We start from the raw sequence: 13,252 nt of genomic DNA on the forward strand, positions 1-13,252 counted from the left end.
GCCCGGAATATCAATTATCGCCTACTCCGCCGCCACGCCCATGCGCATCCGTTCCATCTCGATCAGGGCGCGCTTGTATTCGACCGGCATGACCTTACGGAATTTCGGGCGATAGTCGGCCCAGTTGTCGAGGATGGTCTGGCCGCGCTGCGAGCCCGTATGGTCGATATGGTTGCGGATGAGCTGGTAGAGGCGCTCCTCGTCGTGGCTCGTCATGTCGGCCTGGACGTCCACCCGACCCTTGTGGTCGATGTCGCCGCCATGATGGTGGATGCGTTCGAGAAGTTCGTCCTCCTCCGGCACGGGCTCCAGCTCGACCATGGCCATGTTGCAGCGTTCGGCAAAATCGCCCGCCTCGTCCAGCACATAGGCGATGCCGCCCGACATGCCGGCCGCGAAATTGCGGCCGGTCTGGCCGAGAACGACGACGACGCCGCCGGTCATGTATTCGCAGCCATGGTCGCCGACGCCCTCAACGACGGCGATGGCGCCGGAATTGCGCACCGCGAAGCGCTCGCCCGCGACGCCGCGGAAATAGCACTCGCCCTCAATGGCGCCGTAAAGAACGGTGTTGCCGACGATGATCGAGTTCTCGGCCATGATGCGGGCATTGTCCGGCGGGCGGATGACGATCTTGCCGCCCGACAGCCCCTTGCCGACATAGTCGTTGCCGTCGCCGACGAGCGTGAAGGTCACGCCCTTGGCGAGGAAGGCGCCGAAGGACTGGCCGGCGGTGCCGGTCAGCGTCACCGAGATCGTGTCCTCGCGCAGGCCCTTGTGGCCGAAGCGCTTGGCGACCTCGCCCGACAGCATCGCGCCCGTCGAGCGATCGACGTTGCGGATGTCGGCCGCGATTTCGACCTTCTGGCGCGCGTCGAGCGCGGGGGCGGCTTCAGTGATCAGCTTGCGGTCGAGCACGTCGTCGATCGGATGCGTCTGGCGTTCGGTCCAGTAGGTCGCTTCCTTCGGCGCGTCGGGCTTGTAGAACATCTTGGAGAAGTCGAGACCCTTCGACTTCCAGTGCGCGAAGGCGTCGTCCTTGGCCAGAAGCTCGGACTGGCCGATGATCTCGTCGATCCTGCGGTAGCCCATCTCGGCCAGGAACTGGCGCACTTCCTCGGCGATGAAGAAGAAGAAGTTGATGACGTGCTCGGGCGTGCCCTTGAAGCGCTTGCGCAGCACCGGGTCCTGCGTGGCGACGCCGACCGGGCAGGTGTTGAGATGGCACTTGCGCATCATGATGCAGCCGGCCGCGATCAGCGGTGCAGTCGAGAAGCCGAACTCGTCGGCGCCCAGAAGCGCGCCGACGATGACGTCGCGGCCGGTGCGAAGCCCGCCGTCCACCTGAAGCGCGACGCGGGAGCGCAGGCCGTTCAGAACCAGCGTCTGGTGCGTCTCGGCAAGTCCCATTTCCCAAGGCGAACCGGCGTGCTTGATCGAGGTGAGCGGCGAAGCGCCCGTTCCGCCATCATAGCCGGAAATCGTAATGTGATCCGCGCGCGCCTTGGCGACGCCGGCTGCGACCGTTCCGACGCCGACTTCGGAGACGAGCTTGACGGATACGTCGGCGGCCGGGTTGACGTTTTTCAGATCGTAGATGAGCTGCGCCAGATCCTCGATCGAATAGATGTCGTGGTGCGGCGGCGGCGAGATGAGCCCCACCCCTTGCGTCGAGTGCCGCACCTTGGCGATGGTCGCATCGACCTTGTGGCCGGGCAACTGCCCGCCCTCGCCGGGCTTGGCGCCCTGCGCGACCTTGATCTGCATCATGTCGGAATTGACGAGATATTCCGCCGTCACGCCGAAACGGCCCGACGCGACCTGCTTGATGGCGGACCGCTCCGGATTGCGCGAGCCGTCCGGCAGCGGGAAGTAGCGGTCCGGCTCCTCGCCGCCCTCGCCGGTGTTCGACTTGCCGCCGATCCGGTTCATCGCGACGGCGAGCGTCGAATGCGCCTCTCTGGAGATCGAGCCGAACGACATCGCGCCGGTGGAGAAGCGCTTGACGAGTTCGACGGCGGGCTCGACCTCGTCGAGCGGCACGGCTGCGCGGCCGCTCTCCTCGGCGGTCAGGATCTTGAACAGGCCGCGGATCGACTTGGCCTCGGCCGTGTGGCTGTCGATCTGCGCGGAATACTGCTTGAACGTCTCCCACGAATTGAGACGCACCGAATGCTGGAGCGTCGCCACCGCGTCGGGCGACCAGACATGCGCCTCGCCGCGCACGCGATAGGTATATTCGCCACCGACTTCGAGCGCGTTCGTCAAGACCGGATCGTCGCTGAAGGCCGAGGCGTGGCGCGTCACGGTTTCGCCGGCGACTTCTTCCAGACCGACGCCCTCGATGGTCGTCGCCGTACCGGAAAAATACTGGTCGACGAAGGCCGAATTCAGTCCGATCGCGTCGAAGATCTGCGCGCCGCAATAGGACTGGTAGGTCGAGATGCCCATCTTGGACATGACCTTGAGGATGCCCTTGCCGATCGACTTGATGTAGCGATAGACGACCTCGTGCGCGTCCACCTCCGGCGGAAAGTCGCCGCGGCGGTGCATCTCGGTCAGCGTGTCGAAGGCGAGATAGGGGTTGATCGCCTCCGCGCCGTAGCCGGCGAGGCAGGCGAAGTGATGCACCTCGCGCGGCTCGCCGGATTCGACCACGAGCCCGACCGCCGTGCGCATCCCCTTGCGGATGAGATGGTGGTGGACCGCAGCCGTCGCCAGCAGCGCGGGAATGGCGATCCGGTCCGGCCCGACCTGGCGGTCCGACAGGATGATGATGTTGTAGCCGCCGACGACGGCCGCCTCGGCGCGGTCGCAGAGGCGATCGACCGCGCCCTGCATTCCGGCCGCGCCTTCGACTGCCGCATAGGTGATGTCGATCGTCTTGGTGTCGAAGCGGTCCTCGGTGTGGCCGATGGAACGGATCTTTTCCAGATCGCCATTGGTCAGGATCGGCTGGCGAACCTCGAGCCGCTTGCGGCGCGAGGAGCCGACGAGGTCGAAGATGTTCGGACGCGGGCCGATGAAGGAGACGAGGCTCATGACGAGTTCCTCGCGGATCGGGTCGATCGGCGGGTTCGTCACCTGGGCGAAGTTCTGCTTGAAATAGGTGTAGAGCAGCTTCGACTTGTCCGACATCGCCGAGATCGGCGTGTCCGTGCCCATCGAGCCGACGGCTTCCTGCCCCGTCGTCGCCATCGGCGACATCAGGATACGCGTGTCTTCCTGCGTGTAGCCGAAAGCCTGCTGACGATCGAGCAGCGAAACGTCCTTACGTAGCGCGCGCGGCTCGACGGGCTTCAACTCTTCGAGGATGAGCTGCGTGTTTTTCAACCAGTCCGTATAGGGGTGCTGCGCGGCGATCCCGGCCTTGATCTCGTCGTCGGAGACGATGCGCCCCTCTTCGAGATCGATCAGGAGCATACGGCCCGGTTGCAGCCGCCACTTGGTGACGATCTTCTCTTCGGGCACCGGCAGCACGCCGGCTTCCGACGCCATGATGACGCGGTCGTCGTCGGTGACAATGTAGCGCGCGGGGCGAAGGCCGTTGCGGTCGAGCGTCGCGCCGATCTGGCGCCCGTCGGTGAAGACGACGGCCGCCGGCCCGTCCCACGGCTCCATCAGCGCGGCATGGTACTCGTAGAAGGCTCGGCGCTCGTCGCTCATCAGCTTGTTGCCGGCCCAGGCTTCCGGGATCAGCATCATCATCGCGTGCGCGAGCGTGTAGCCGCCCTGGAACAGGAATTCGAGCGCGTTGTCGAAACAGGCTGTGTCCGACTGCCCCTCATAGGAAATCGGCCACAGTTTGGAGATGTTGTTGCCGAAGAGTTCGGAATCGACCGAAGCCTGCCGCGCCGCCATCCAGTTGTTGTTGCCGCGCACCGTGTTGATTTCGCCATTGTGGGCGACCATGCGATAGGGGTGCGCGAGCTTCCAGGAGGGGAAGGTGTTGGTCGAAAAGCGCTGGTGGACAAGGATCAGCGCGGTCTCGAAACGCGGATCGGACAGGTCCTTGTAGTAGGCGCCGACCTGATAGGCGAGGAACATGCCCTTGTAGACGATGGTGCGCGCCGACAGCGACACGCAATAGGCGCCGATGTCCCTGTTCTGATTCTCCGCATAGATGCGACCCGAGATCACCTTGCGCAGGAGATAGAGCCGCGCCTCGTATTCCTCGTCGTCGTCGATGTCGGCCGGGCGGCCGATGAAGACCTGCCGGTGATGCGGCTCGGCGGCGACGATTTCCGGCGCCTTGGAGAGCGACGAATTGTCGACCGGAACGTCGCGGAAGCCGATCAGCGGCAGCCCTTCGGACTGCGCGGATTCGGCGATGATCTCGTCGACATGGGCGCGCAAGGCCGCCTCCTGCGGCATGAACCAGTGGCCGACGCCGTAATGGCCGGGCGGCGGCAGGTCGATCCCCTGCGCGGCCATTTCCTCGCGGAAGAAGCGATCCGGGATCTGCACCAGCACGCCCGCGCCGTCGCCGACGAGCGGATCGGCGCCGACCGCGCCGCGATGCGTCAGGTTCTCGAGCATGAACAGCCCGTCCCTGACGATCTGGTGCGACTTCGCGCCCTTCATGTTGGCGACGAAGCCGACGCCGCACGCATCATGCTCGTTGCGCGGATCGTAAAGACCCTGCGCCTGCGGAAGACCGGTTTTGCGGGCAGCCGCTTTCGCATGGGCGGCCGGCAACGATGCGGTCGTCACAGCTTGCGTCTTCTCGCTCATGATCGTCTCTCCGTCGAGCCCGAAATCGGGGCGGTCGTCTCGTCCTCCAGGTCCACCGTCCGGCAAACCCAATGTGCAGTCGCGGCAAATATGTCGAAGGGCCAGTTCACCGACCGCGAAACGGCTTCGTGCCGACAGGTCGGCGCATGGCCGATACATCGTGCCAAGCGGCGGTGTCGGCATCCGGGCGCCCGCAGTGATCTTATTCCGCCTGGGACCGGATCGGCAAACCGCAAATAAGACAGCAATGCTGTCCTAAATTCCGTATGCCAGAAATCAAAAGCCCGCACAAGATGCAAGTGCAAAAAATTGAGGCGCCTTGCGAAACATTATTTCGCTCTGGCGTTGTGGCTTGCAATCTTCGCAAACCACCTTCGCATGTGCGGCATGTGGCCCTTGTCAGCCGGCGCCCGACCTGATTTCTGGGGCGGCCACTCAAAGGAATCCGTCCGACATGTATTTCGCTTCCGACAATTGGGCCGGCGCCCATCCCGTCATCGCCCGCAATCTCGTCACCCGTTCTGCCGGTTTCGCGCCCGCCTATGGAGCCAGCGATCTCGACAAGGCGATCGACGAGCGCTTTTGCGAAATCTTCGAACGTGACGTCGCGGTCTTCTTCGTCGGCACCGGCACGGCGGCGAACTCGCTCGCGCTGACGGCTTTCGACCGCGCGGGCGGCGTCTCTTTTTGCCATCGCGAGGCGCATGTGATCGCCGATGAGTGCGGCGCACCGGAATATTTCATGGGCGGCTCGCGGCTTCATGCCGTCGATGGTCCGCTGGGGAGGATGGAAATCGAAAGACTGAAGGCCGCGATCGAGCGTTTCCCGCCGGCCTTCGTCCATGGCGGACGCCCTGCCGCCGTCACCATCACTCAGGCAACAGAGGTCGGGACGGTCTATTCTCTCGCGCAGATCGACGCGATTTCGGTGCTTGCGAAGGAGCACGGCATTCCGCTGCACATGGACGGCGCGCGCTTCGCCAACGCGCTCGTCTCGCTCGGTGTCTCGCCTGCGGAAATGACCTGGAAGCGCGGCGTCGATGTCCTTTCCTTCGGCGGCACCAAGAATGGCTGCTGGTGCGCGGAAGCCGTCGTCTTCTTCGATCCCGACGCGGCGAAGGATTTCGCCTTCGTGAGAAAGCGGGCTGCCCAACTCTATTCCAAATCGCGCTTCATAGCAGCGCAGTTCGAGGCTTATTTCGCCGATGATCTGTGGCTGGAGACGGCGCGCCATTCGAACGCGATGGCGGCGCGGCTCGCCGGTCATTTCACCACCTCTCCCAACGCAAGGCTGGGCTGGGCACCGGAAGCCAACGAGGTTTTTCCGGTTCTCGGCAAGGGTCTGGTCGACGAAATGAAGGAGAAGGGTGCCGTTTTTTATGCATGGCCGACGCCAGCCGGCCTCGATGTCGGGCCGGACGAGACGCTATGCCGCTTCGTGACGAGCTTTGCGACCAACGAGGCGGATGTGGACGAGATCGGCAAGCTGATCGCGTGATGGCACGCTAATTCAGCGATTCGTGATTTTGACGCGAGAAAGAACGGATGCCGGCGTGAGAATGCCGGCATTTTTCGTATCCGCTCGTTGATTTCCCAGTGATCGGCCGCTCCGCCATGGTCTTCCGGCCGGCAACAAGCCGGACGAACATCCAAGGGAGCATCATCCAATGTCCTCACGCACCGCTTTCAGCGCCGCCTATCTGGCCGCCGCCGTCGCCTCCGCCGTCACCGCGGGATCTCTCGTCGCGCCGGGAGACGCCGTCGCCCAGGAAAAAGAGCGCTGCTACGGCGTTTCCCTGGCCGGCAAGAACGATTGCGCGGCCGGCCCCGGCACGACTTGCGCCGGCACCTCGAAGGTCGACTACCAGGGCAATGCCTGGACCTATGTCGAGAAGGGCACCTGCGCCTCCATCGAGCTTCCCGACCAGCGCATGGGTTCGCTCGAAGAACTCGACCGCGACCTGCCCACGGCAGGCTGACCGAACGCCTCGCAAGCTGATCGACAGGCCGGAAGGACGACGGGCATGAACGTCAATGTCACCGATCTTCATCACCGGGAACGTCGCTTTCCGGCCTTCGACGCCTCGGGGCTGGCAGGCACCAGCTTCAAGCCGGAGCATTTTCGCGAGATCGAGGCCGACGAGGCGATCGACGGCTTCTTCGAAATCCATGCGGAAAACTATATGGGCGACGGCGGGATGCCGCACCGCCTGCTGGAGCGGATCCGCACGCGCTATCCTGTCTCACTGCACGGCGTTTGCATGTCGATCGGCGGCGAAGCGCCGCTGTCGCGGGACCATCTGAAGCGTTTCAAGGCGCTGGTCGAGCGTTACGAACCCGCCCTCGTCTCTGAGCATCTGGCCTGGTCGACACATGACGACGTCTTCTATAACGACCTTTTGCCTCTACCCTATACGGCCGCGACGCTCGCCCGCGTGGCGGACCACATTGACGAGATGCAGGAGACGATCGGCCGGCCGATCCTGCTCGAAAATCCGGCCACCTATCTCCTCTTCGAACAGTCGACCTTCACCGAACAGGACTTCCTTCGCGAAATCGTGCGACGGACGGGCTGCGGCCTCCTTCTCGACGTGAACAACGTCTTCGTCTCCGCGACCAATCACGGAACGGATGCCTGGAGTTACCTCGCATCTTTTCCGCTTCACCATGTCGGAGAAATTCATCTCGCCGGCCATGGCGAGGACGAGGATGCGGACGGGCGGCGTCTTCTGATCGACAGCCATGACGGGCCTGTCGCCGATCCCGTCTGGGCGCTTTACGCGCGCGTGATCGCGCGGACCGGACCTGTCGCCACGCTGGTGGAATGGGATGCCGACATCCCGGCCTGGCCGATCCTCAAGCGCGAGGCCCTCGCGGCCGGCGCAATCCTCGCGCGCCATGCGCCGAGCCGGATGATGGGCCATCGCCATGGATGAGTTCGCGCCCGCCCTTCTCGACCCCGACCGCACGGCGCCGCCCGGCCTGCGCTCCGCCTTCCGGCACGACGATGCCGGGCGCTTCGCCGTCTACCGCAACAATGTCGCGTCGAGCCTAATCAGGGCGCTGGGCGAAATCTTCCCGGCGACGCGCCGCATCGTCGGCGACCGCTTCTTCGACGCCATGGCACATGCCTTCATCGTCGAACACCCTCCGCGTTCGCCGCTTCTTTTTCGCTATGGCGCCGGTTTTCCCGATTTCGTCGAAGTCTTCAAACCGGCACGCAGGATGCCCTATCTGGCCGATCTCGCGCGGCTCGAAAAAGCCTGGCTCGACGCCTGGCACGCAGCCGACGCCGAGTCGCTTGACGGCGAGACAGTGGCAGCGATCCCTATCGCGCAACTGCCTTTCTGTCGCCTGATCGCACATCCGGCAGCGCGCATCGTCGGATCGCGCTTCGCCATCGCCGACCTGTTCCACGCCAATCGCGAGGGAACGGGCCCAAGCCGCATCGATGCGTCGGTGGCGCAGACGGTTCTTGTGGCGCGCCCTGCCTATGCGGTGACTGCGACCACGATCGCCGAGGATGAGGCGGTCTTCATTCGGTCGCTCATTGACGGGCATCCGCTTGAGGCAGCGGCCGCTGAGGCGCTTGCCTGCAAGGACGATTTCGACCTCGGCGCGAGCCTGACGCTCGTCCTTCGGTCGGGCGCCTTTCAGGCCGTTCGGGAGACGGATCGATGACGAGACTGGCAATGCGTCTTCATGACGAACTCACGATGAAGATCGAGGCTGCGGGCGATCGCTGGCTGATCGGTAGCGCCGCCCGGCTGGTTTTCGCCGCGACCCTACTCTTCTATTTCTGGAATTCCGCGCGCACCAAGATCGGCGAGGGATTTTTCGGATTTTTCTCCATCTCGGACAACGCCTACTACCAGATCGCCCTTCCAGCCGTGGAAGCGGCCGGCGGCGACGTTTCCCAGGTCCCGTTCCTGCCCTGGGGATTGATGGTGTGGGCCGGCACCTATGCCGAGTTCATCCTGCCCTTCCTCATCGTGGTGGGGCTGGCGACGCGCATCGCGGCGCTCGGCATGATCTGCTTCGTGATCGTGCAGAGCGCCGTCGACATTTTCGTTCATCAGGTGGGGGCGGAAACGACGGGCGCGCTTTTCGACCGCTTTTCCGACGGACTGATCGCCGATCAGCGCCTGTTCTGGGCTTTTCTGTTCACCATCCTGGTGGTGAAGGGCGCGGGCGCGCTGTCACTGGATGCGATCATCCTGAAACGCACAGCGGCGCCCGCAAGGGGCGCCGCTGGATCGTCGCGGATCGCTCAGATCAGTTGACCGCCTGACCCTCGATCTGCTTGGTCGAAGCCGGGGCCGGCTGGATCTCGATCTTGCGCGGCTTCATCTCTTCCGGCACCGAGCGCTTGAGGTCGATGTGCAGGAGGCCGTTCTTCAACAAGGCGCCGACGACCTCGACATGGTCTGCAAGCTGGAAGCGGCGCTCGAAGGCCCGCGCGGCGATGCCCCGATGCAGGAATTCGGACGCCTCGTCCTGCGTTTCCGGCTTCTCGCCCTTGATGGTCAGCACGTTGCGATGGGCCTCGATCGAGATGTCGTCTTCGGCAAAGCCGGCGACGGCCATCGAGATGCGATAGGCATCCTCGCCGGTGCGCTCGATATTATAGGGCGGATAGGACTGGCCATTATCGGGCTGCGCCAGGGAATCGAGCATCGTGAAGAGGCGATCAAAACCGACGGTCGAACGATAGAGCGGCGAAAAATCAACGTGACGCATGGTCTGTTCTCCAGTTGAGCAACATGGTTTGCGAGTGGAGCATCCGTGGGAAAACGCTTTGCGTCTTTCCGGTCGATGTCCAGCGGCCCCGAAAATCGGCGACCGCAAGCCAAATGTGGTTTTTCGCCTGCCCGCTTTCAAGAGTTCGGCGCACGCCCTGCCGATGAACCGAAAATGAACCGGCGCTTCGGATTTCATTCAGCCCGGCGGCGATAGTTTCGGCTCATCGAATTCGAACAGGCGGCCCTCAAGCCACTGGTCGTCTCCGAAGCCGGACCGGGTGTAACGTCCCTTCCTCCCGGTTCGTCAGAGGCCGGAAGCGTCCCACAAGGATCTTCCGGCCTTACTTTTTTCCGGCCCGCCGATTCGATTGTCTTTGCCTTTGGGCTTGCCGCTTTCTATCACGGCACGACAATCAGACAGGCAGACGCTGCTTCATGGCCGACCAGATTTTCGCCAGTGCCGGCAATCCCCTCCCCGATAATGCCCACACCGGAACGTTTCTGGGCAAGGGAAAGGTCAAGCTGCGTTACGCGCGCTTTGCCGCGACGGGCCGTCCGCTCAAGGGCACCGTGCTGATCTTTCCCGGCCGCAACGAGGCGATCGAGAAATATTTCGAGACCATCGGCGAATTGCAGGCGCGCGGTTTCGGCGTCGCCATCTTCGACTGGCGCGGCCAGGGCGGATCGCAGCGCCTGACGCGCAATCCGCGTCGCGGCTATGTTCGCTCCTTCGACGACCACGTCGCCGACATCGAGCGCTTCATGGAGCACATCCTCCTGCCGGACTGCCGCGCACCGTTCTATCTGATCGGCCATTCGACCGGCGCGCTGGCCGCGCTTGTCGCCTCGCGCAAGCTCACCAACCGCATCCGCCGCATGGTGCTGCTTGCCCCGCTCCTGACGCTGGAGCGCATCCCCGTGGGCATGGCGACGCTCCGGCGCGCGACCGGCATTCTGACCTGGCTCGGCTTCGGACGGATGTTTCTCGCCCGCGGCCAGCGACGGCCGGCCAAACAGATCTTCGAGGGCAATATCGTGACGAGCGACCCCGACCGCTTCGCACGCAACCAGGCGATCTACGAGGAGCATCCCGCGCTCGGGCTCGGCGCGACAACGGTCGGCTGGGTCCATGCCGCGACCGTCGCTTCGGCGCGCGTCCACGAACGCGATTTCCTGCGCAACCACCGCATCCCGACACTGCTGGTCGCTGCCGGCGCCGACACGCTGGTCTCGACGCCGGCGATCGAAGCCTATGCGCGGCAGTTGCGGGGCGCCTCGCTCGTCACCATCGACGGCGCGAGGCACGAAATCTTGCAGGAGCAGGACCGTTACCGCGAACAGTTCTGGGCGGCGTTCGACGCCTTCGTTCCAGGCGAGGTGCCGGAACTGGCCTAGCCGCTCAGGAACGGCCGTCGGACCAGCGGACGCTCTTGAGTTCCTTGGCGAAGGGCCAGGTCGTGTGCGCCATGGTCTCGATGCCGGATGCGGTCAATGCCGCACCGAACAAAAAGCCCTGCAAGAGGTCGGGCTTGATGTGCTCGGCAAGCGTCTTCAATTGCTCGAAAGTTTCCACGCCCTCGATCGTCACCGTCAGGCCGAGCGGGCGCGACATGTTGACGATGCCGCGCAGAAGTTCGAGCGCGCGGTCGTTCTGGGTCACGTCGATCAGGAAGGATCTGTCGATCTTGATCTTGTCGAGCGGCAGCGTGTGCAGATAGCTGAGCGACGAATAGCCGGTGCCGAAATCGTCGAGCGCGATTCTGACGCCGATCGTCTTCATTTCCTCGATGTAGCGGCGCGTCATTGCCTTGTCGTCGAGAAGCGCCGTCTCGGTCACTTCGATTTCGAGGCGGCGCGGGCAAAGGCCGCTGCGGTCGAGCGCGCGGCGGACATGGTCGATGATGTCGGCGGAGCGGAAATCCTTGGCGGACAGATTGACCGAAACGCCGATATGCTCGGGCCAGCGCGCGCATTGCAGCGTTGCCGCCTCGAGAACGAAATGGCTGATCTCGGAGACGATGCCCATCTCCTCGGCGAGCGGGATGAACACGGCCGGCGAGATCGGCCCGAGTTCGGGATGATCCCAGCGGCACAGCGCCTCGCAGGTCGAAATCTGCATCGTCTCCATCGCCACGATGGGCTGGTAGACGACGCGCAGCCCCTTGGCGGCGATGGCCGAGCGCAAGTCGGCCTTCAATATCTGCTTGCGGCGGAACGCCTGGTCCATCTCGTCTTCGAACAGGTGCCAGGACGCCTTGCCGAGTTCCTTGGCTTTGTAGAGCGCAAGATCGGCCTTCACCACCATGCCATCGACATCGGCGCCATGGACCGGCGACAGGACGGCGCCGGCGGATGCCTGAATGAGCAGTGCGTGGCCGGCGACGTCGACGTCGCCCTTGAGCGCGGCGAAGATGCCGTTCATCCGCGTCGCGAACGCCTCATGGTCGTGAATGTCGTCGAAATAGATCGCGAACTCGTCGCCGCCGAACCGGCTGACGACGATGTCCTCGCTCTGGAACTGCCGCAATTTGTCGGCGACGGCATAGATCAGCCCGTCACCGACGGGATGTCCGAGCGTATCATTGACCGTCTTGAAGTCGTCGAGATCGAACACGGCCAGGCCGATCGTGCGGCGGCGGTCGCCTACGGCGACGGCTTCGGCGACGAGTTCGTTGAAATATTCGCGATTGGGCAGACCGGTCAGGCCGTCATAGCGGGCCATGTAGCGGATCTTGTCTTCCGATTCGACGCGCTGCGTCACCTCCTCGAACGTGATCACGCCGAGCTCGTCGCGGCCCGAGCGTGCGGCGAATTCGAGAAAGCGGCTATCGGTCAGTTTCAGGAGGAGCTTGCGGTCGCGCCCTTCCCGGATCGCCTTCATGAGCTCGACATCGGCGAAATTGGCGTCCGCCGTGGACAGCCGTCCGCTCGCGGCGACACGCAGGAGCAGCGCCTTCAAGGTCCGGTTCTGAAGCTGCGAGGCATCCTCGAAGCCGAGCGCGGACGCCGCCTGGCTGTTCGCCACCACCACCTTGCCCTCCGGGCTCAGCATGACGAGCCCATGCGGCATGGTGTTCAGCGCGCGGTCGAAGCGCTGCGCCAGATATTTCGAGTTCCGCTCCTCCGAAATCGCCGCGAACAGCATCGTGCGCACGTTCTCCGCCATCTTGGCGATGATGAACATGAACGGGATGATGTAGAGACCGAGAACGAAATAGTTGAGGCTGCCCTTGAGGATCAGGCCGAGCGCGATCGGCAGCACGCCGGTGACGGCGAGCACCGCGACCATGCGCTTCGAGCCGTAATTGCGCCCAACGATGGTGACGGAGCCGCCCATGATGACGGCGACGGCGGCAAGCTCGCCGAACGCGTCCGGGATCAGCACGATGGAGGTGAAGCAGAACGCTCCCGCACAGGCGCCCTGGATCGCACCGCCGATAATGTAGGATCGTTCCGCCTCCCGTGCCGAGGGGACGTCGACGATCGCATTGGTCTTCTGCACCCTGCGGATGGTCCAGTATCGGTAAAAGGCGGACAGGAACAGGGCGGCGGCCAGCCCGGCATAGACCAGGCTTTCCGTCGTGCGATAGACGAGAAGCGCAATGAGCCCCTGGCACAGGCCGCCGATCAGCAGGATGCCCGGATCGTTGAACAACGACCGGACGAAGCCGACATAGATATCCTGTGGAACTGAGTTTCTGGCGTTTTTCAACTCGGGGTCCTGGTTTCTGCCGGCCTTAGCAGTGCCAGAACCCCCTTAAATATTCATTGATGTG

9 protein-coding genes are annotated in these 13,252 nt (G+C 63.9%); 6 read left to right on the plus strand and 3 right to left on the minus strand.

The features are described from left to right. Positions 1-21: 21 nt before the first annotated feature. Complete coding sequence (gene gltB / locus PZ895_RS18810; protein ID WP_275840513.1) at positions 22-4,734, minus strand: glutamate synthase large subunit; 4,713 nt, start codon at positions 4,732-4,734, stop codon at positions 22-24. 454 nt (positions 4,735-5,188) lie between these two features. On the opposite strand from gltB, the gene PZ895_RS18815 reads away from it, so the two are divergent. From PZ895_RS18815 to PZ895_RS18835, 5 genes are all read left to right on the plus strand, one after another. Further along, positions 5,189-6,232, plus strand: coding sequence for a low specificity L-threonine aldolase (locus tag PZ895_RS18815; RefSeq protein ID WP_275840514.1), 1,044 nt, complete (start codon positions 5,189-5,191; stop codon positions 6,230-6,232). A gap of 169 nt (positions 6,233-6,401) precedes the next feature. Then, the gene (locus tag PZ895_RS18820; protein ID WP_275840515.1) at positions 6,402-6,713 is read left to right on the plus strand and encodes a DUF2282 domain-containing protein; all 312 of its coding nucleotides are present in this window, start codon (positions 6,402-6,404) and stop codon (positions 6,711-6,713) included. A 45-nt stretch (positions 6,714-6,758) separates the two neighbouring features. Then, complete coding sequence (locus tag PZ895_RS18825; protein ID WP_275840516.1) at positions 6,759-7,670, plus strand: DUF692 domain-containing protein; 912 nt, start codon at positions 6,759-6,761, stop codon at positions 7,668-7,670. Next, positions 7,663-8,415, plus strand: a complete 753-nt coding sequence (locus tag PZ895_RS18830) for a DNA-binding domain-containing protein (protein WP_275840517.1) — start codon at positions 7,663-7,665, stop codon at positions 8,413-8,415. The genes PZ895_RS18825 and PZ895_RS18830 overlap by 8 nt, the downstream gene beginning before the upstream one ends. Further along, positions 8,412-9,017 carry a DoxX family protein gene (locus PZ895_RS18835; protein WP_275840518.1) on the plus strand — a complete coding sequence of 202 codons (606 nt, stop codon included), beginning with the start codon at positions 8,412-8,414 and terminating at the stop codon, positions 9,015-9,017. Before PZ895_RS18830 ends, PZ895_RS18835 begins: the two co-directional genes overlap by 4 nt. Here PZ895_RS18835 and PZ895_RS18840 read toward each other — a convergent pair. Next, complete coding sequence (locus PZ895_RS18840; RefSeq protein ID WP_275840519.1) at positions 9,010-9,474, minus strand: Hsp20 family protein; 465 nt, start codon at positions 9,472-9,474, stop codon at positions 9,010-9,012. The two genes, PZ895_RS18835 and PZ895_RS18840, sit on opposite strands and share 8 nt — an antisense overlap. Before the next feature lie 437 nt (positions 9,475-9,911). On the opposite strand from PZ895_RS18840, the gene PZ895_RS18845 reads away from it, so the two are divergent. Then, positions 9,912-10,871 (plus strand): alpha/beta hydrolase, encoded by a 960-nt coding sequence (locus tag PZ895_RS18845; RefSeq protein WP_275840520.1) that lies wholly within the window; start codon positions 9,912-9,914, stop codon positions 10,869-10,871. 4 nt (positions 10,872-10,875) lie between these two features. On the opposite strand, the gene PZ895_RS18850 is transcribed toward PZ895_RS18845, so the two are convergent. After that, positions 10,876-13,188: an EAL domain-containing protein gene (locus PZ895_RS18850; RefSeq protein WP_275840521.1), complete on the minus strand. Its 2,313-nt coding sequence runs from the start codon at positions 13,186-13,188 to the stop codon at positions 10,876-10,878. Positions 13,189-13,252 lie beyond the last annotated feature (64 nt).

Origin of the sequence: Mesorhizobium sp. YIM 152430, from assembly GCF_029210365.1 — a bacterium.
GTDB lineage: Bacteria > Pseudomonadota > Alphaproteobacteria > Rhizobiales > Rhizobiaceae > Aliihoeflea.

Bases quoted from the DNA above. Each gene is read 5' to 3' on its own strand.
- PZ895_RS18830 (WP_275840517.1), top strand. From the start codon at position 7,663: ATGGATGAGTTCGCGCCCGCCCTTCTCGACCCCGACCGCACGGCGCCG.
- PZ895_RS18835 (WP_275840518.1), top strand. From the start codon at position 8,412: ATGACGAGACTGGCAATGCGTCTTCATGACGAACTCACGATGAAGATC.
- PZ895_RS18840 (WP_275840519.1), bottom strand. From the start codon at position 9,474: ATGCGTCACGTTGATTTTTCGCCGCTCTATCGTTCGACCGTCGGTTTT.
- PZ895_RS18845 (WP_275840520.1), top strand. From the start codon at position 9,912: ATGGCCGACCAGATTTTCGCCAGTGCCGGCAATCCCCTCCCCGATAAT.
- PZ895_RS18820 (WP_275840515.1), top strand. From the start codon at position 6,402: ATGTCCTCACGCACCGCTTTCAGCGCCGCCTATCTGGCCGCCGCCGTC.
- PZ895_RS18825 (WP_275840516.1), top strand. From the start codon at position 6,759: ATGAACGTCAATGTCACCGATCTTCATCACCGGGAACGTCGCTTTCCG.
- PZ895_RS18815 (WP_275840514.1), top strand. From the start codon at position 5,189: ATGTATTTCGCTTCCGACAATTGGGCCGGCGCCCATCCCGTCATCGCC.
- gltB (WP_275840513.1), bottom strand. From the start codon at position 4,734: ATGAGCGAGAAGACGCAAGCTGTGACGACCGCATCGTTGCCGGCCGCC.